The organism is Methylobacterium sp. 092160098-2 (assembly GCF_028920805.1).
GTDB classification, from domain to species: Bacteria; Pseudomonadota; Alphaproteobacteria; order Rhizobiales; family Beijerinckiaceae; genus Methylobacterium; species Methylobacterium fujisawaense.
This window is the reverse complement of record NZ_JAQPZJ010000001.1, coordinates 2,012,397-2,030,517: the sequence shown is the minus strand read 5'-3', so window position 1 is coordinate 2,030,517 and position 18,121 is coordinate 2,012,397. Positions and strand designations below refer to the sequence as shown.

General features: G+C 72.4%; 17 protein-coding genes and 1 pseudogene. 9 read left to right on the top strand and 9 right to left on the bottom strand.

Annotated elements, in window-relative coordinates:
• Positions 1 to 43: 43 nt before the first annotated feature.
• Together PQI07_RS09630 and PQI07_RS09625 are read right to left on the bottom strand one after the other, a co-directional pair.
• The gene (locus tag PQI07_RS09630) at positions 44 to 403 is read right to left on the bottom strand and encodes a hypothetical protein (RefSeq protein ID WP_043351061.1); all 360 of its coding nucleotides are present in this window, start codon (positions 401 to 403) and stop codon (positions 44 to 46) included.
• 107 nt (positions 404 to 510) lie between these two features.
• Positions 511 to 1,611 (bottom strand): SMP-30/gluconolactonase/LRE family protein, encoded by a 1,101-nt coding sequence (locus PQI07_RS09625; RefSeq protein WP_043759690.1) that lies wholly within the window; start codon positions 1,609 to 1,611, stop codon positions 511 to 513.
• 216 nt (positions 1,612 to 1,827) lie between these two features.
• On the opposite strand from PQI07_RS09625, the gene PQI07_RS09620 reads away from it, so the two are divergent.
• Positions 1,828 to 2,070, top strand: a complete 243-nt coding sequence (locus PQI07_RS09620) for a DUF6894 family protein (protein WP_043387267.1) — start codon at positions 1,828 to 1,830, stop codon at positions 2,068 to 2,070.
• 3 nt (positions 2,071 to 2,073) lie between these two features.
• Complete coding sequence (ruvB, locus tag PQI07_RS09615) at positions 2,074 to 3,084, top strand: Holliday junction branch migration DNA helicase RuvB (RefSeq protein ID WP_274926517.1); 1,011 nt, start codon at positions 2,074 to 2,076, stop codon at positions 3,082 to 3,084.
• A 60-nt stretch (positions 3,085 to 3,144) separates the two neighbouring features.
• On the opposite strand, the gene PQI07_RS09610 is transcribed toward ruvB, so the two are convergent.
• Complete coding sequence (locus PQI07_RS09610; RefSeq protein ID WP_053611569.1) at positions 3,145 to 5,094, bottom strand: putative bifunctional diguanylate cyclase/phosphodiesterase; 1,950 nt, start codon at positions 5,092 to 5,094, stop codon at positions 3,145 to 3,147.
• A 417-nt stretch (positions 5,095 to 5,511) separates the two neighbouring features.
• Here PQI07_RS09610 and PQI07_RS09605 point away from each other — a divergent pair, with 417 nt between their 5' ends.
• Positions 5,512 to 5,877 carry an MliC family protein gene (locus tag PQI07_RS09605; RefSeq protein ID WP_274926516.1) on the top strand — a complete coding sequence of 122 codons (366 nt, stop codon included), beginning with the start codon at positions 5,512 to 5,514 and terminating at the stop codon, positions 5,875 to 5,877.
• A 409-nt stretch (positions 5,878 to 6,286) separates the two neighbouring features.
• Positions 6,287 to 6,991, top strand: coding sequence for a phosphoglycolate phosphatase (gph, locus tag PQI07_RS09600; RefSeq protein WP_043379417.1), 705 nt, complete (start codon positions 6,287 to 6,289; stop codon positions 6,989 to 6,991).
• 101 nt (positions 6,992 to 7,092) lie between these two features.
• On the opposite strand, the gene PQI07_RS09595 is transcribed toward gph, so the two are convergent.
• On the bottom strand, positions 7,093 to 7,806 hold the full coding sequence (locus tag PQI07_RS09595) for a TetR/AcrR family transcriptional regulator (protein ID WP_081948562.1): 714 nt from the start codon (positions 7,804 to 7,806) through the stop codon (positions 7,093 to 7,095).
• Between the two features lie 164 nt (positions 7,807 to 7,970).
• Here PQI07_RS09595 and PQI07_RS09590 point away from each other — a divergent pair, with 164 nt between their 5' ends.
• From PQI07_RS09590 to PQI07_RS09575, 4 genes are all read left to right on the top strand, one after another.
• The gene (locus PQI07_RS09590) at positions 7,971 to 9,176 is read left to right on the top strand and encodes an acyl-CoA dehydrogenase family protein (RefSeq protein ID WP_043379413.1); all 1,206 of its coding nucleotides are present in this window, start codon (positions 7,971 to 7,973) and stop codon (positions 9,174 to 9,176) included.
• A gap of 70 nt (positions 9,177 to 9,246) precedes the next feature.
• Positions 9,247 to 10,425 (top strand): beta-ketothiolase BktB, encoded by a 1,179-nt coding sequence (gene bktB, locus PQI07_RS09585; protein ID WP_274926515.1) that lies wholly within the window; start codon positions 9,247 to 9,249, stop codon positions 10,423 to 10,425.
• Between the two features lie 17 nt (positions 10,426 to 10,442).
• Positions 10,443 to 11,486: a phosphotransferase family protein gene (locus PQI07_RS09580; RefSeq protein WP_111473532.1), complete on the top strand. Its 1,044-nt coding sequence runs from the start codon at positions 10,443 to 10,445 to the stop codon at positions 11,484 to 11,486.
• Entirely contained in the window at positions 11,483 to 11,860 is a 378-nt protein-coding gene (locus PQI07_RS09575) for a DUF6285 domain-containing protein (RefSeq protein ID WP_274926514.1), read from the top strand. Before PQI07_RS09580 ends, PQI07_RS09575 begins: the two co-directional genes overlap by 4 nt.
• Before the next feature lie 236 nt (positions 11,861 to 12,096).
• Here the strand turns inward: PQI07_RS09575 and PQI07_RS09570 are convergent.
• The 4 genes and pseudogenes from PQI07_RS09570 to PQI07_RS09555 all read right to left on the bottom strand — a co-directional run bounded on the left by PQI07_RS09570 (position 12,097) and on the right by PQI07_RS09555 (position 15,462).
• Positions 12,097 to 12,479 (bottom strand): annotated as a pseudogene (locus PQI07_RS09570) (CsbD family protein).
• A gap of 77 nt (positions 12,480 to 12,556) precedes the next feature.
• The gene (locus PQI07_RS09565; RefSeq protein WP_043350217.1) at positions 12,557 to 12,760 is read right to left on the bottom strand and encodes a CsbD family protein; all 204 of its coding nucleotides are present in this window, start codon (positions 12,758 to 12,760) and stop codon (positions 12,557 to 12,559) included.
• A 106-nt stretch (positions 12,761 to 12,866) separates the two neighbouring features.
• Positions 12,867 to 13,790 (bottom strand): hypothetical protein, encoded by a 924-nt coding sequence (locus PQI07_RS09560; protein WP_043350219.1) that lies wholly within the window; start codon positions 13,788 to 13,790, stop codon positions 12,867 to 12,869.
• 211 nt (positions 13,791 to 14,001) lie between these two features.
• Entirely contained in the window at positions 14,002 to 15,462 is a 1,461-nt protein-coding gene (locus tag PQI07_RS09555) for a helix-turn-helix transcriptional regulator (protein ID WP_043759706.1), read from the bottom strand.
• 739 nt (positions 15,463 to 16,201) lie between these two features.
• Here PQI07_RS09555 and PQI07_RS09550 point away from each other — a divergent pair.
• Positions 16,202 to 16,573, top strand: a complete 372-nt coding sequence (locus PQI07_RS09550; protein ID WP_179697479.1) for a hypothetical protein — start codon at positions 16,202 to 16,204, stop codon at positions 16,571 to 16,573.
• A 64-nt stretch (positions 16,574 to 16,637) separates the two neighbouring features.
• Here the strand turns inward: PQI07_RS09550 and PQI07_RS09545 are convergent, their stop codons facing one another.
• Positions 16,638 to 17,966: an alpha-amylase family protein gene (locus PQI07_RS09545; protein WP_274926513.1), complete on the bottom strand. Its 1,329-nt coding sequence runs from the start codon at positions 17,964 to 17,966 to the stop codon at positions 16,638 to 16,640.
• Between the last annotated feature and the right edge of the window lie 155 nt (positions 17,967 to 18,121).

The following is an 18,121-nucleotide window of genomic DNA, read 5'->3' as shown; positions in this document are numbered from 1 at the left end:
CGGAAACCGCCAAGGCTGCGTCGGCCGGCCCGCGAGGACCGGGTCAGTGCGGCTCGGCGAGGCGGCAGGTGGCGCCGCTCGCGCGGGGCCAGCCGTAGTAGATCGTCTCGGCCTGCACGTCGGCGAGGCCCACGACCTCCGGCACCGAGGCCTGCTGCGTGTCGAGCACCGCCCCACCGGCCCCCGTGAAGGTACACAGGACGGTCACGTTCGTCGCCAGGTCCGGACCGGTGTTGCGCAGGTTGACCATCGCCCGCTGCGGCTCGTGGGAATCCGGTGGCGTGTGGAGCCGGGTCTCGCGAAGGACGAGGGCGGCGTCGGCCCGCGTCGGCGTCGCGCACGTGACGATCAGGCCGGCCGCCAAGAAGGCGGCGGCCGGCCGCGACGTCCGAATCCTGCGCATGATCCGTCCCTCCCATCCTCGCGCCGGGGCCCGGCCCCCGCTTCGGTCAAACTTGGGAACCGGCATCCCGGTTCTCCGCGCGGTGCGTCAGGCGCTTCATACCCGGCTCAGTTGCGCAGCGGCTTGGCGTCGATCTGCATCCGGTAGATCGTCGTCGGGAACTTGACCGCCGAGGCCTCGCCGCCGTTCATCGCCGGCGTGCGGTTCATCTGCGCCGCCGGGATCCACAGGCCGCCCTGCTCGTCGATCCACATCGCGTCGACCCAGACGAGCCGCGGGTCCTGCACCAGGGTGCTCATCGTCCCGTCCGGCGCGATCTTGAGGATCCGCAGGCCGTCCGTGTCGCTCGCGTAGATCGTGCCCGCCGCGTCGATGGCGGTGCCGCCCGTCGCCACGGTGGCGGCGTGGAGCTTGACGTGCTTGGCGCGCTCGTCGTCGCTCACGGTCGCGTCGTCGAGATACCGGGTCTCGATGCTGTAGAGCGGCCCGGTGCAGGCCTGATAGTAGAAGGTCTTGCCGTCCGGCGAGACCTCCAGCTGGTCGGCGTGGATGAAGAGCAGCTTGCCCTGGTCGTCCCGGAGCACCCGGCCCTGGCCGGTGAGCGGGCGCTGCGCGATGGTGGACCAATGGCCGTCGAGCACCCGCCGCAGGCCGCCGGTCTCGCGGTCGAGGACGATCAGCCCGGGCTGGCCGGCATCCGTCAGGTAGATGTGGCTGCCGTTGAAGCGGAAATCGTCGATGAAGCTCTTCTCGCCGGTCGCCGCCTGCAGCGGATAGACCTTGCGCACGGCGTTCGTGGCGAGGTCGATCTGCACGAGCTTCGGGCCGCCCGGCAGCGGCGCCGCGCCCATGCCCGGCGCGCCCTTGTCGACCACCCAGAGGTCCCCGTCCGGCCCGATCCGGATGGCGTTGACCGCCACGAAGGCCTTGGCCGGATCGTCGCCCGGCTTCCAGGCGTTCCAGGCCGCGTCGGGGAACGGAACCGCCTTGCCGTCCCGCCACTCGCCGAGTTCGAGGCCCGTGTCCTTGCTCTGCCGCTGGAACGGGGAGAACAGCCGGCCGTCCGGGGATCGGGTGATGCCGTTGAACACGAGGCTGTCCGATTTCACCATCGGCTTGAGGGCGTCGGACTCGGCCGGCGCCTCGGCGGCGCGGCCGGGCGTGCCCAGGGCGGCGGCCAGCAGGAGGGCGAGGAGCGTGGCGCGCATGGCGGTATCCCGGTCCGATGGTGAAGCGTCCGGGCCGGTAAGCCCGCAGGGCGCGCGGTGTTCCCTGCCGATCCCGTCGGCCGCAACCGAACCTCCGACGCCCCGGCCCCGCCGGGGGCGCCTGCGACGCTCCGCCGGGGCTGGATCCTGCGAAAATGAGAACATATAATGAACAAACGACGCGGGCCGCACGGGGCGGCCGAGGAGGAGCGAGGGATGGCCAAGTACCGGTTCCACTGCACCAACGGCCTCGAATGCGTGTTCGATGCCCGCGGCACCGAGGTCCGCGCCGCGGCACGCCTGGTCGATCGGGCCCGGAAGGTCGCCTCCGACGTGCGGCAGTCGCTGGCGAACCGGACCGACTGGGCCGAGTGGCGGGTGAGCGTGCACGACCTCTCGGGCCGGCGCGTCCTGGTCCAGCCCTTCGAGGGGGCGTCGGGCCGCGCCAGGGCGGCCTGAACGATGGCGCCGCTCCGGACGGGCACGGATCCGGTCGCCGGCGAGCCGGATCAGACGTTCCGCCCTCTGAGCCTGTCCGAATTCATCGGGCAGCGTGCGGCGCGGGCGAACATGCAGGTGTTCATCGAGGCGGCGCGGAAGACCGGCCAGGCGCTGGACCACGTGCTGTTCGTCGGCCCCCCGGGCCTGGGCAAGACGACGCTCGCCCAGATCGTGGCGCGCGAACTCGGCGTGAACTTCCGCTCGACCTCCGGCCCGGTGATCGCCAAGGCCGGGGACCTGGCCGCGCAGCTCACCAACCTGGAGGAGCGCGACGTCCTGTTCATCGACGAGATCCACCGGCTCAACCCGGCGGTGGAGGAGATCCTCTACCCGGCCATGGAGGATTACCAGCTCGACCTGATCATCGGCGAGGGCCCGGCGGCGCGCTCGGTCAAGATCGAGCTGCCGAAGTTCACGCTGGTGGGCGCCACGACCCGGGCGGGGCTGCTGACCACGCCGCTGCGCGACCGGTTCGGGATCCCGATCCGGCTGGAATTCTACGAGATCGACGAGCTGGAGCAGATCGTGGCGCGCGGGGCGCGGGTCCTGGGCCTGGGCATGTCGGCGGAGGGCGCCAACGAGATCGCCCGGCGGGCGCGGGGCACGCCGCGGATCGCCGGGCGTCTCCTGCGGCGGGTGCGGGACTTCGCCGTAGTGGCGGAGGCCGAGACGGTGACGCGGGCGATCGCCGACCGGGCGCTGCAGCTGCTCGACGTGGACGCGGCCGGGCTCGACGTGATGGACCGCAAGTACCTGAGCCTGATCGCGCGCTCCTTCGGGGGCGGCCCCGTGGGGATCGAGACGATCGGGGCGGCCCTGTCGGAGCCGCGCGACGCGATCGAGGACATCATCGAGCCGTATCTCATCCAGCGCGGCTTCGTGCAGCGCACCCCCCGCGGCCGCGTCCTCACCCGGCACGCCTACCGCCACATGCAGCTGCCGGAACCCGGGGCGGCCCCGGTGGCCGCCTGAGGCTGCGGCCCGACGGACGGCGCCGTGCCGGCGGATGGCGACGCGCCGCCCGCCCGTCCCTCAGGCCCTGCGACGCACCGCGCCGGCGTCGTGGTCCATCCGCTGGAGCAGGGCGGCGAGGGGCATCGGCCGGCCGATGTGATAGCCCTGGACGTAGCGGCTGCCGTGCCGCCGCGCCACGTCCAGCTGGGCCTGCGTCTCGATCCCCTCGACGATCCCGTCGAGGCCGAGGTTGCGGCACAGGTCCAGGATCGTGGAGATCAGGCTGCAGCCCCGGTCCGTGTTGATGTCGACCATGAAGCTGCGGTCGATCTTGATCTTGTCCAGCGGCAGGCGGTGGACGTAGCCCAGGCTGGAATAGCCCGTCCCGAAATCGTCGAGCGCGATCTTGATGCCGAGGCTGCGCAGGGCGGTGATGGCCGCCTTGGCGTGATCGAAGTCGCGCATCAGGGCGGTCTCGGTGAGTTCGAGCGTCAGCCGGCGCGGGTCGAAGCCGCTGCCCTGCACCGCGGCCAGGATCGCCAGGACGGTCTCCGGCGAGGCGAGATCGTGGGCGGAGAGGTTGAAGGACAGGCCGGTCTCGGGCGGCAGCCGCGCGCCGTCGGCGAGCGCCTTGCGCAGAAGCAGGAGCGTGACCGTGTGGATCATGCCGCAGCGCTCGGCTGCCGCGATGAACCGGTCCGGTCCGACCTGGCCCAGCGACGGGCTCGTCCACCGCGCCAGACCCTCCACGAAGGCGATCCGCCCCGTCTCCGTGTCGAGGATCGGCTGGTAGTGCAGGACCATCTCGGCGGCGAGGTCGGCCGTCCGCAGGGCCGTCTCCACCGCCTGCTCGGCATGGATGGCGTCCTTGTGCTCCTGCGAGAACAGGGTCGTCGCGCCGCGCCGCTGCTCCTTCGAGTGGTAGAGCGCGTAGTCGGCGCGGTCGAACAGGGCGTCCGCGTCGCGCGTGGCCTTGCAGGAGACGGCGAGGCCGCCCGAGCAGCCCGTGACGACCCGGATGTCGCCGATCCGCGTCGGCTGCTGCAGCGCCGTGCAGATGCCGTCGCAGAAGGCGAGCGCCGCCGCGGCCCCTTCGGACGCTCGGAGAATCACGCCGAATTCGTCGCCGCCCAGCCGCGTCACCACCACGTCGGCGCTGGCGAATTCCGCGAGGCGCCGGCCGGCTTCCGCCAGGACGCGGTCGCCGACATTATGCCCGTAGGTGTCGTTGATCGGCTTGAAACGGTCGAGGTCGAAGATGGCCAGGGCGAAGGGCGCGCCCGCTTCCGAGGGCGAGCGGATCGCCTCGTCGAGCTTCTGGAAGAAGTAGCGGCGGTTCGGCAGGCCGGTCAGGCTGTCGGTCTGGGCAAGGCGCGCATTCTCCTCGGAGAGCCGGCTCGCCACGGCCTGGGACGCCACGAGGTCGACGAAGGCCCGGTAGTTGGTGTTGAGGGTCCGGACCATCACCACCGTCACGAAGGCCGTGTTCGCCGCGATGGCGAGGAAGACCTTGTTCCCGCTCGTCACGCAGCAGAACAGGAACACGCTCATGACGATGCCGGTCACCAGGAAGGCCGCGACCGGCAGATGGGTCAGGCAGAAGATGCAGGCGATCACCGTGACGGCCACGAAGATCGCCGCGTGGCCCTGCTCGTAGGGGCCGCCGAACCCGGTCAGGACCATCGCCCAGACCACGAAGACGATCGAGAAGAAGATCGTGAGCACCGTGGTCCGCCGCAGATGATGGACCGCCTGCGCCTCGCTCAACGTCTCGGGCCGCAGGCGCAGCCAGTGGACCCCGCGGATCAGGCACAGCGAGATCACGACCGCCGGAATGCCGAGCGTCAGGATGGCGGGCGCCAGGGCATAATGCGTCGCGGCGAGCGCGCAGGCATTGACCGAGAGCAGTCCGTAGAGGGACGGGACCTGTTTCTGCAGTTCCGCGAGCTGACGGATGGCGGTCAGGCCGCGCGGGGATTTGGTCAGCGCCGCGATCAGTGTCGACAGAGCGTGTTTCGGGCGGTTCATTGGATCTGCAGCTGCGCGATTTTCGCATTACTATTTTCCTTTCATTAAGGAGCCATTTAAGCGGCGCGCGCGGACGGTGGTCAGCCACGACCCGGATTCGCGTCCTGGACAGCCCCGTCGCAGCAGCCCCGGACGCTTGGCTCGCCGACCGGACCGATCTTCGATCGCGGCCGGCACACCGTGATCGACGGGACTGGACCGTGATCCGTCTTGTCGCGTTGGACGAATCGTGAAATATTTACTGTATTGGTCTTTATTTACTGTGCGGCAATGAAATATTCTAGATCGCTACAATTGTTCGGTTCCGCGCATTTCAGGTGATCCGGGAAGCCCTCCGATTGCCCGCAGGGCGCATCCCGGCGATGATCGTCGGGACGGCCGCCACGCGGCCGCCGGAACGTGTCTGGAGAGTGGTCGATGAGAGTCCCTGCCCGTGCCGTCCGGCCCGCGATCCTCGTGGGCGGCCTGCTCGTGGCCGCCGGGCCGCACGGGGCTGCGGCCGGACCGGGGCGGCCCGAGACGATCCACGTGACCTTCGCCTGTCCGACGGGGCGGACGCTGGCCGTCACGTTCGTGAACGGCGCGGGGCCGGAGCAGGCAATCGTCCGGCCGGGCGACGGCGGCGCCGTCACCCTGCCGGTGCAGCTGAGCGGGTCGGGGTTCCGCTATGCCGACGCCACCCACGAGCTGCGGGGCAAGGGGCGGTCGGTCACGTGGACCGACGGGTCCGGCAAGCCCATCACCTGCACCGATCAGACGCCGGCCGGCTCCGGGCCGCGATAGGCGGTGCCGCATCCGGGCCGCCGGGTCCGGACGCGGATGCCTCCCGTCCGGTCACGCTTCGTGTCCCGGCGCGCCGGGCCATCGGGACGATCCGCGTCGCGGCGGCCGAGCGGATCCGGGCGGTGACCCGCCTGCCATCGGGGCGATCGCCCAGGAGGCCGGATTCGCCAGCCGCGTGCGGATGCGCCGCGCGATCCGCCGGGCCGCTCGCAATCGTCCGAACCCGCGGGGCCCGTCACGGGCCGGTCACGGGCCGGTCACGGCCCGGACATGGCCGCGTCATCGCGGGTCGCGCCCGTTGCGAGCGGCGCTCCCTGGCCCGGCCGCGCGCGACCCGCTAGGAACCGCCCGTCCCGGAGACCGAAGCGTCGGCGTCCGGCGGCGGCCCCCCTCGACGCGGAGAACACCCTTGCCTGCGGCCCCGTCGCGCTTCGACGCCGTTCTCCTCGATCTCGACGGCACCCTCGTCGACAGCCTAGCCGATCTCCGGACGGCCCTCAACGCGACCCTGGCGCAGGAAGGCCTGCCGCCGGTCTCGGCCGCCGCGGTGCGGGCGATGGTGGGCGACGGCGCCCTGGCGCTGCTGCAGCGCGCCCTGCGGGCCTCCGGTGGCGACGCCGACCGGGCGGCGGAGCTGCTGCCGGCCTTCCTGGCCGTGTACGAGCCGATCGCGGCGGCCGGCACGGCCCTGTTCCCCGGCGCGGCGGAAGCCGTCCGCGCGCTCCGGGAGGCGGGCCTCGCGCTGGCGATCGTCACCAACAAGCCGGCCCGCGCCACCGGCCTGATCCTGGATGCGGTGGGGCTGACGCCGCTGATCGACACGGTGGTGGGCGGCGACACGCTGCCCCAACGCAAGCCCGATCCCGCGCCGCTCCGGGAGGCCCTGCGCCGGCTGGGGGTCGAGCCCGGCCGGGCCGTCATGGTCGGCGACATGCACCACGACATCGCGGCGGCCCGCGCGGCGGGCGTCGCCGCAATCCTGGCCCGCTACGGCTACGGGCGCCCCGAAGACGCAGACGCCGCCGACGCCGTCCTCGACGACATCGGCGGCCTGCGGGTCCTGATCGGGGCGCTGCCCGGGCCGCTGGCGTCGGGCCGCGCCCCGGCCTCCTAGCGCCTCGCCGCGAGGGCGCGGCGGCCGGGACGCCCGGCGCCCGGGCGGTCCGTTCGCGGAGGGCGGCCGGCAGCGGCGCGAAGCGGGCCGCGCCGACGCGGTCAGGGCGCCGCGATGGCCTTCTCGACGAAGGCGATGACGCCGGCGATGTAGCGCTGGATCGGGATGCCGCGCTTCCGGTGCTTGGCCCGCTTCACGTACCAGTCCTGCAGGAGCGGCTTGATCAGCGCGGCGGTGAGATCGACGTCGGCGACCGCGAAGACGCCCGCCGCAACGCCGCGGGCGAGGACCTCGGCGAAGATGCGCTCCGTGGCGGCCTCGCTCTCCGTCGCCATCGTCCGGGCGGGGGCCGGAAACCCCTTCGCCTCCATGAAGGCGAAGACGAACCAGGGCTGCATCGCCTCGGTCAGGCGGATATGGGTCTCGATCAGCCAGCGCAGATGCGCGGCCGGATCCCCCTCGATCCCCGCGGGAGCCTGCCGCAGGACGGCCTCGGCCGTCTCGGCCACCTCGGTGAGGATCATCACCAGAAGCGTGTTCTTGTTGTCGAAGTACGAGTAGAGCCCGCCCATGCTGAGGCCCGAGGCCTGCGCGAGGTCGCGCAGGCTGGTCTCGTGGAAGCCCTGCCGGCTCGACAGCTTCAGCACCGCCTCGATGATCCGGGCGAGGTTGGCGGTGGCGACGTGATCCTTCCGGACGCTGATCCGGTCCCGGTGCCGCGCCAGGATCCGCGCGCAGATCGCCTCGGTCGCGTAGGCGTCCTTCGCCGGCAATTCGGCCGGACGGGCGGACGGGGGAGCGTCAGCGGGTCTCATCGATCCATCGTCGCGCGGGCCGGTCGGGGCGACGGCCGAAGACGGTCCCCGTCCCTTGGCCCGTTGCCAGTCGCCCTTAGCGCGTTGCCAGATCCGAATCCAGGCGATAAAAAGCGAGCGCTCGCTCGATTTTTATCGCCTGGGCCGGCACAGCAGGTGGGCTCATGGATTTCACCATCTCCCCGCGCGTCGAGGATTACCGCGCCCGGATCGCGGCCTTCGTGGACACGCACATCCTGCCGCTGGAGGCCGATCCGACGGCCTATGACGGCCACGGCAACATCAGCCTCACCGAGCTGGCCCGGCTGCGGGGTCTCGCCCGCGACCAGGGCCTGTGGTGCCTGCAGCTGCGGCCCGAGACCGGCGGCGCCGGTCTCGACAGGGTCGGCATGGCGGTCTGCTACGAGGCCATGAACCGGTCGATCTTCGGGCCGGTCGTGTTCAACGCGGCCGCGCCGGACGACGGCAACATGATGGTGCTGGAGAAGGTGGCGACGCCGGCCCAGAAGGCGCGCTGGCTCGCGCCGATCGTCGACGGACGGGTCCGCTCGGCCTTCGCCATGACCGAGCCGCATCCCGGCGGCGGCTCCGATCCGGGGATGATCCAGACCCGGGCCGAGCGGCGGGGCGACCGCTACGTGGTCACCGGCCGCAAGTGGTACATCACCGGCGCCGAGGAGGCCGCGCACTTCATCCTGATGGCGCGCACCTCCGACGACGCGCGCAAGGGGCTGACCGCCTTCCTGTTCCACAGGGACCAGCCCGGCTGGCGGATCCTGCGCCGCATCCCGATCATGGGGCCGGAGGAGCATGGCGGCCATTGCGAATTGCTGTTCGAGGGCCTGGAAATCCCGGCCGAGAACGTGCTGATGAGCGAGGGCGACGGCCTCAAGCTCACCCAGATCCGCCTCGGGCCGGCGCGGCTGACCCATTGCATGCGCTGGCTCGGCCTGTCGAAGCGCTGCGTCGCGATCGCCCGGGCCTATGCGGCCGAGCGGCACGGATTCGGCGTGCGCCTCGCCGACCGGGAGAGCATCCAGCTGATGCTCGGCGACCTCGCCATGCGGATCGAGATCGGGCGGCTCCTGGTGATGAAGGCCGCCTGGGCGCTGGACCAGGGCAGCTTCGCCCGCAAGGAGGTGTCGATGGCCAAGGTGCACGTGGCCAACCTCCTCCACGCGGCCGCCGACACGGCGATCCAGATCAACGGCGCCCGGGGCTATTCCACCGACACGCCGCTGGAATGGATCTACCGCTACGCCCGGCAGGCCCGCCTCGTGGACGGCGCCGACGAGGTCCACAAGATGGTGCTCAACCGCAATCTGGAGGCCGAGGGCGACGCCTTCTGGTCGTGGGGTGTCGGGGCGTGAGCACGGCCTCGTCCAGGCTGTCCGCTGTCCCATCCGCCGATCGGCCGAGTAAGCCATGGAGCCCAAGACGATGACCGATGTCGTGATCACAGGCGCGGTGCGCACCGCGATCGGCACCTTCGGCGGCGCGCTCGCCGGAACGCCCCCCTCCGTCCTCGCCGCCCGCTGCGTCGCCGAGGCGCTGCGCCGGGCCGGGACCGCGCCCGAGGCGGTCGGCCACGTGGTCCTCGGCAACGTCATCCCCACCGAGCCCCGGGACGCCTACATCGCCCGCGTCGCCGCCCTGGAGGGCGGCCTCCCCAAGGAGGTGCCGGCCATGACGGTCAACCGCCTCTGCGGCAGCGGCCTGCAGGCGATCGTCTCGGCCGCGCAGTCCATCCTGCTCGGCGATGCGGAGATTGCGGTGGCCGGCGGGGCCGAGAGCATGAGCCGCGCGCCCCACCTCCTGACCACCGGGCGGACCGGGTCGCGCATGGGCGACGCCGTCCTCGTCGACTACATGCTCGGCGCGCTGAGCGACCCGTTCGGCAACGGCCATATGGGCGTCACCGCCGAGAACGTGGCCGAGCGCTACGCCATCCCCCGCGCCATGCAGGATGCCTTCGCGGCCGAGAGCCAGAGGCGCGCCGCCCGGGCGATCCGCGAGGGCCGGTTCCGCGATCAGATCCTGCCGATCGACGTGCAGCGGAAGCGCGAGACGGTGGCCTTCGACACCGACGAGCACCCGAAGGCCACGAGCGCCGACGACCTCGCCAAGCTCCGCCCGGCCTTCTCCAAGACCGGCAGCGTCACGGCCGGCAACGCCTCGGGGCTGAACGACGGCGCCGCCGCCCTGGTCCTGTCCAGCGCCGCGCAGGCCGAGCGCGACGGCGCGACGCCGCTCGCCCGGATCGTCGGCTACACCCATGCGGGCGTGGACCCGTCCGTGATGGGCATGGGCCCGGTGCCGGCGGTGCGGCGCCTGCTGGAGCGGACCGGGCTGCGGGCGGGGGATTTCGACGTCATCGAGTCGAACGAGGCCTTCGCGGCCCAGGCCTGCGCGGTCTCCCGCGCCCTCGACCTCGATCCCGACACGGTCAACCCCAACGGCGGCGCCATCGCCCTCGGCCACCCGATCGGCGCCACGGGGGCGATCATCACCGTGAAGGCCCTCTATGAGCTGGCCCGGACCGGCGGCCGCTACGGTCTCGTGACCATGTGCATCGGCGGCGGCCAGGGGATCGCCCTGGCCCTCGAGCGCGTCCATTGACGCGGCCCTGAACCCCCATGCTGGACGCAGGTCAAAGGACGGCGCTCTGCGCCTGGATCGGCCGGACCCTGGGGGCCGGGACGGTCACCCTCGACGACATCCGGCCGCTGACCGGCGGCTCGATCCAGGAGAACTGGATGCTGGCCTGCCGGGTCGACGGCGGCGAGCGGGGCTTCGTCCTGCGCAAGGACGCGCCGGCCACCATCGCGTCGAGCCGCCCGCGGGCCGAGGAGTTCCGGATCCTGCGCGCCGCCTTCGCGGCCGGCGTGCGGGTGCCGGAGCCGGTCGGATTCTGCGCCGATCCGGTCGTGGTCGGGGCGCCCTTCGCCCTGATGGGGCTCGTCTCCGGGGTCGGGCTGGGGCCGCGGGTGGTGAAGGACACGCGCCTCGGCGGCGACCGGGCGGCCCTGGCCGAGCAGCTCGGGCGGGAGCTGGCCCGGATCCACGGAATCCTGCGGGCCGATGGCCCCGGCCGCGCCGCCCTGGCGGACGACCTCGCCTTCCTCGGTGCGCCCGACGCGCATCCGGCGCTCACCGAGATCCGCACCCTGCGGGCGAATCTCGACGGGATCGGCGCCGTGCGCCCGGCCCTCGAATGGGGCCTGCGCTGGGCCGAATGCCACGCGCCGCCCTGTCCCGAGCCGGTCCTGGTGCATCGCGACTTCCGCACCGGCAACTACATGGTCGATGCCGAGGGCCTGACCGCGATCCTCGATTGGGAATTCGCCGGCTGGGGTGACCCGGTCCAGGATATCGGCTGGTTCTGCGCCGCCTGCTGGCGGTTCGGCCGGCCCGACCTGGAGGCCGGCGGCATCGCCCCGCGGGCCGCCTTCTACCGCGGCTATGAAGCCGAGAGCGGACGCAGGATCGACCCGGAGGCCGTGCGCTACTGGGAGATCATGGCGCATCTGCGCTGGGCGGTGATCGCCCTGGAGCAGGGCCACCGCCACGTCTCGGGCCAGGAGACGTCGCTGGAGCTCGCGCTCACCGGCCGGATGGCGCCCGAACTCGAAGCCACGATCCTGCGCGAGACCGCGCCCGAACGATGGGGAGCCCGATGAGCGCCGCCTACCCGGACGCGCCCGCGGGCGCCGCCCTCCTGGCGGTGGCCCGGCAGGGCCTCCTCGACGAGGTCGCCCCCGCCCTGTCGGGGCGCCAGCGTTACGTCCTGCTGATGGCCGCCAACGCGATGGGCATCGTCCTGCGGGAGATCGAGCAGGAGGGTGCCGCCGCCGAGGCCTGGGCGCGGGTGCTTGGCGTGCTCTCCGCCGAAGGGGACGCCACCGAAGGGGACGCCACCAAAGGGGACGCCGCCGCGCCGGCGGCTCTGGTCGCAGCCATCCGCGCCGGCCGCTGCGACGGCGACGCGGCGCTCCACGCGGCACTGGTCGAGACGACGCGGATCGCCGCCAGCATCTGGAAGGCGCCGGGATAGCGGCCCGCGGGTCGCGCAGGGCGTGCGGGTGCCGCCGCGGAGGCGGGCCGCGTGGCCCCGGCCGGTCTCCCGGCGTCCGCGTCCGGGGCGGGCGCGGGAACGACGGCCGCCACGACGGTGCGTTCCCTCAGTAGGTCCGGCCGGTGCGCTGGCGCCGGTCGAAGCGGCGGCCGACATAGGCGATGAGCTTCGGCACGATGAAGGCCGTCAGGATCTTGCGCAGCATGGGGCCTCCTTCAGCGGGTGCGGCGGACGAGCCAGCCGGCCGCGAAGGCGAGCGCGGCCAGACCCAGCAGGGTGTTCGTGCGGTTGGCCTCGACCGTGCGGATCGCCTGCCGGCCGTAGACCGCGCCACGGCGGCGCACATCCCGGGCGCGTTCGCGGCCCTCGCCGATGAGATGGTCGGCCCGCGTCCGGGCGGCCTCGGCCAGATGGCGGCCATCGTCGGCCAAATCCTCGGCCCGGTCGCGGGCGCGACCGTAGGCATACTGAGCGCCGCCGGCCACTTGGTTCACGGCGCCGCGCACTTGGCGGGCCGGGTCACCGGTCAGGCCGCCCAGGGCGGTCTGGGCGCGACCCTTGAGGTGACGGACGCGCCACGGATCTGGTCGCGGTTCATGCTGCTCTCCTGTCTCGGGGTGATGGGACCTCGCCGGGGGGCTGCGGCGCCGGTGGCCCGGCGCCGCGGGATGAGGATCAGTGCTTGCCGGTGATCTTGTCGGCGAGGGTCTTGGCGCCGTCCTTGACGTCGCCGACGGTCTTCTGGGCCTCGCCCTTCAGCTCCTGCGCCTTGCCCTCGGCCACCAGCTTGTCGTTGCCCGTGGCCTTGCCGGCCGCCTGCTTGACGTTGCCGACCGCCTCGTTGGCCAGGCCCTTGATCTTGTCGGTGGTGCTGCTCATCGCGTGTGCTCCGTGCGGTTGGAGGGGGGTCGGGGATCCCGGCCGGGCGCGTTCCGCCCGCCGGGGATGGGCGGCGCCCGCATGGAGGCGCGGGCGCCGAGGGCGGTCAGACGCGCCGGGTCTCGTAGGCGCCGAGCAGGGTCGCGGGCTTCGGCGCGCCCAGGCGGCCGCCGAGGAAGGCCGCCAGGGCCCCCAGGATCAGCGCCAGCGCCGCGTAGAAGGCGCCCTGCGTGGCCGCCGACTTGGCCGTCACGGCCGCGGCCTCGGCCTTCTGCTTGGCGGTGGCCACCGCCTGGTCGTACTGCGTCTCGTAGTCCTGGATCTGCTGGCGGGCCTGATCGACCGGGATGTTCTGCGCCTTGGCCAGGGCGTCGGCCGCGCGGGCCTCGGCCTGCTGCTTCTGCGACGCGTCACCCGTGAACAGCGCCTTGATCGCCGCCACCGCCGCGTCGCGGGCCGCCTGCGGGTCCTGGCCGGCGGTCTGCTGGCGGACCTTCTGCTCGATGCCGTCCAGCGGGTTCGAGATCTTCGCCAGCGACGGCGCCGCCGCCTGGGCCGCCGTCTGCACGGTGCCGCCCACGAGGTTGCCCGCGCCGCCGAGCGCCCCCGAGACGGTGCTCAGCGTGCCGCCGACCAGGCCGCTGGCGGCCGAGGTCAGCAGGTAGAGCACGACCAGCGTCGTCACCGCCCAGGAGACGAGACCGTGCAGGGCGGCGGCGCCCGGCAGGGGCTTGCCCGAGAGCCGGCCGGCGATCAGGCCGCCGGCCAGCGAGGCGACGATGCCCGAGGCCACGAACCAGATGCCGGCGCCCATCGAGGCGGTGGAGGCGGAGGGATTGTCGGCCGCCGTCGTGCCCACCGAGGCCAGGCCCACCCCGACGCCGACGAGGTTCACGATCACCTGGGTGACCAGGGCGGTGACGGCGCCGGCGAAGATCGCCCCCCAGGACACTTGGTTGAGCAGGACGGCGCGCGTGTCGGCGTGCGCGTCCGGCGCGAGGGGCGTTGCTACGGTCTGGATGGTGGTCACGCTGTGTCACTCCGGTGGTGGTGGTCGTCGTAGGTCGTCGCAAGGGGGGGGGCGCCGGTGGGGGCGTCGCCAGGGGACCTCGCGGTGGGGCGGCGCCGGCGAGGGGGCTCAGTCGCGGGCGCCTCATCCCGCGCGGAAGAGCCCTGGCCGCGCGGAAGATGAGGGCGGACATCGCCCGATCAATGGTCCGTCTATACCGGTACGGCGGTATTCATCCGTCAGGCCTGCTCAGCGGAAAGCCGTTCTCGCGCCCCCACACCACCGCCTCGCTGCGCTTGTGGATGCCGATCTTGCGGTACAAGGCGGCGCCGTGATTGCGCACCGTGTTGCGCGACAGGCCGAGCTTGCGCGCGATCGCGTCGTCGCCGAGCCCCGAGCAGATCAGGTTGAGGATCTGGCGCTCGCGCACCGTCAGGTTCGGCGCCGCCCCCTCGGCGGCCTCCCGGCCGGGGCGGCGCAGGGTCGCGAGCTTCTCGATCAGCCCGCGGCTGAACCACGACGTGTCGGCCATCACGGTCTCGATCGCGTCGAACAGCTCCCGCTCGGTGTGCTTGCGCTCGGTGATGTCCTGCAGGACCAGCAGGGCGAACTCGGCATCGTTGATGGTCACGCGCTCGGCCGAGACCAGGCAGTCGAGATTCGTCCCGCTCTCGTGGCGCAGGCACACCTCGACCCCGAGGACGTAGCCGTGCCGGTCGAGGGCGGCCTCGACCTGCAGGCGCTGCTTGTCGGCGACCCACAGCCCGGCCTCGTCGAGGCTGCGCCCGACGATCCGGTCCTCGCCGTGGCCGAAGACCCGGCTGAACGCCTCGTTGATGCCGGTGACCTGGAACGTGTCCGCCCGCACCAGCACGGTCGGCACCGGCGTCATCCGGAACGCCTTGGCGAAGCGCTCCTCGCTCTGGCGCAGGGCCGTCTCGGCCTTCCGGCGCAGTTCGAGGTCGGCGAAGGTGAACAGCATGCACGGCTCGTCGCCCATCGCGATCGGCTGACCGGCGACGATCACGAACCGGCTGCCGCCGTCGGGCAGATCGAGGCAGGCCTCCATCTGGGGGATCGTGCCGCCGGACTCGAGGCGCGCGACCGCGAGATCGCGGTTGCGGGCGCCGGCCAGGACGTCGACCTCGTAGACGCTGCGGCCGATCACGGCGTCGCGGGTGAAGCCGGTCATCTCCAGGAAGCCGGTGTTGACCTTGACGTGGCGCAGGTCGGACAGCCGGGTGATCACCGCCGGGGCCGGGTTGGCGTTGAAGGTCCGCTCGAACCGCTCCTCGGCCTCGAACTGGTCGGAGACGTCCTTGAGGATCAGCGCGAGGCAGCTCGGCTTGCCGTCGCGGTCCGTGGCCACGAGGCTGCGCAGCGAGTGGACGAAATCCATCTCGGGCTTGTCGGCCCGGCGCACCTCGACCACGACATCGTGGAAGCGCTCGCCGGCGACGACGCGCTCGATCGGATACTGGTTGGGCGCGACGTTGTTGCGGTAGCGCAGGCAGAACCGGTCCCGGTACGCGTCCACGGTCGGCCCGAGCTCGTCGAGGCTCTCGGCGCCGTGCATCGCCAGGGCGGCGGCGTTGGCGTACGCGATGGTCTGGTCGGGCTCGACCAGGATCACGCCCTCGCTCAGGCCGGCGATGATCTGCCGGAGTTCATGCCTGTCGACGCCCGCCGTCACCGCTCTCGCACCCTATGCCGCGCGCGCTGCCCCTCCGGCAGCCGGGCACAAACGGGTTGCGCACAAGCAGGTTCCCTCACCTAAGTTATTTTCTTGGTATACACGCATCATCGACGCGGGCGTTTTGAGCCAAGGATTGATGCTCGGCCCGTCGAGGCGTTGTCTCGCGCAGATCGCCGGCGAACCGCCCAGCAGACCTGGGCGTGCCGAACGTGCGGATATCGACCGAACACCGGGCCAGAAGCGCCGGGGCCGGTGCGACCCCGGGGCGGATCTTCGCGACCACTGTTTAGAAGTTGCAGAAGTCGATGCCGCATCGCGTCCGGGGCACCGGCCGGCCCGCCTGCCGGCCGTGTCGGGCACCGTGGGCCGCGCCGCCTGGGCGGCGGGCCTTCGCGGAACTTCTCCTGACGGGAGCGGTCGGGCGTCCGGATCGGCGGCGTGAAAAAAGCGCGCCGTACTGGTACAAATCTCTCATTTGAAAGAACGTGTTAGGGGCCATATCGGGGCTGCGGGACGTGCCGTGGGGCCCCAGGCTTCCACGGCATCCCACCCCTTTGTCGAGGTTGTGCCGGGCGGATGGCCCTCTTGTCCGGCACGGCCGCGAGGCCGGACGCCCGCGCCACTCCGGGCGCGCGTCCGGCCCGTTGCCCTTTCAGGCCCGCAACCGATCGGCCCTGTCGATGATCCGGCTGCGGATGAACCGCGCCCGCGCTTCGAAATCACCACAGAGGAGACGATGATCCGACTTCGTGCTGCACTGCTCGCGCCCGCCCTGTTCCTCGCCGTCGGCGTTCCGACGGGAGCCTACGCGGCCAACCGGTTCGATGGAGCCTGGTCGGTCATAGCCACCGCGGAGAGCGGGAGCTGCACGGGGCCTTACAGCTACCCGATCGTCATCCGGGACGGGACCGTGGACGATGCCGGCGGCAACGGCGTCGACGCGTCCGGCCGGGCGGGCGCGGACGGCCGGATCACCGGCACGATCCGCAAGGGGCTCGCCAGCGTCCTGGTCTCGGGCCGTCTGCGCGGATCCGCCGGAACCGGCCGCTGGACCCTGTCGGGGCTCGGCGCCTGTGCGGGCCGTTGGACCGCGCGCCGCACGGGGTAGGGCAGGGCCGCGACCGGCAGCCCTGCGGGCCCCGGCCGATCCGTCGCGGGCCGACCCGCGACGGTCAGACAACCAGGATGGCCCAGCCGTGGGGCGGAAGGGTCACCCGGGCGCTCGGGCCGCCGGCTTCCGCGAGATCGCCTTGGCCGGCCTCGATCGTCCGGGCATCCGGGACCGGCAGCGGCACGGCCGCGTCGGCGAGGTTCAGGGCCAGCAGGACGCGCGCGGCGCCGTCGCCCAGCACGACCACGAGCTGCTCGTTGGCGAGGTGCAGGGTCCGTGTCCGCGCGCGGTGCAGCCCGGCATGACGCCGCCGCAGCGCAATGAGGTCCCGGTGCAGCCGGTAGATCGGCCAGCCGTACGGGGCGAGGTCCGCGGGCGTCGGCGGGAAGGCCGGCCGGATCGCGTCGTCGCCGCCGACCCGCTCCTCCTTCACGCCGCGGAAGGCCTGCTCGTCGCCGGCATAGATCGAGGGCGTTCCGCCGCAGGTCAGCAGGATCGCCAGGGCGTGCGGCAGGTGCCGGTCGTCCGTGAGCCGGCTGGCGATCCGCGTCACGTCGTGGTTGCCCACGAAGGTCAGGGGCGCGAACGTGTCGAGGCAGCCGTTGTGCCGGTCCAGGGCGTGGGCCAACTCGAACAGGTTGCGATCGTTGAGGGCGCTCCAGATCGCCTTCCACAGCTCGTACTGGGTCACCGCATCCATGCCGGTGTCCCGCACGAAGCGGGCGTAATCGCCGTGGATCACCTCGCCGACGATGTAGGTCTCCGGGTGGGCGATGCGGACCTGCCGCAGCACGCGCGCCCAGAAGTGCGGGGGAACCGCGTAGGCCGCGTCAAGCCGCCAGCCATCGGCGCCGCGGGCGATCCAATGGTCCATGACGGCGGCGACATGGTCGGCGACCTGCGGCGCGTCGTGATTGAGCGTCACGAGTTGCCGATGGCCCTCGAAGCAGGCGTAGTCCGGCTCGATGCCCGGGCCGGAGCCCCGCGGCCAGGACAGCCTGAACCAGTTGGCCTGCCGGGCTTCGGGCCCGTTGCGCAGGACGTCCTGGAAGGCGGGATGGGCCCGCCCGACATGGTTGAACACCCCGTCGAGCAGGACGCGGAGGCCGCGGGCACGGGCCGCGGCGATCAGCGCGTCGAAATCGGCCTCATCGCCCAGGCGCGGATCGATCCGGAAAGGGTCGATCGTGTCGTAGCCGTGCGTGGCGGCCGCGAAGATCGGCCCGAGCGCCAGCCCGGACACGCCGAGCTCCACCGCGTAGTCAAGCCAAGCCTGCAGGTGGGAGAGGCGATGCACGACCGGTGCGGCCAAGTCGGCCTGGTCGGGGGCGCCGACGAAGCCGAGGGGGAAGACCTGCCACCAGACTGTCTGTTCGATCCAGGGCGCCACCCGGCCTCCGCCTGTCGTCAATCGGGAGCGAACCCCGGTCCGCCGCAATGGTTGCAGGGCCGCCGGTCCGGACGCGGCCGCGCGGCGTGAGACGGCCCGCGGTCGCCCATCCCTCCGCGCCCGCGGATCAGGCGCGGTCCGGGCGCCAGCAGGCT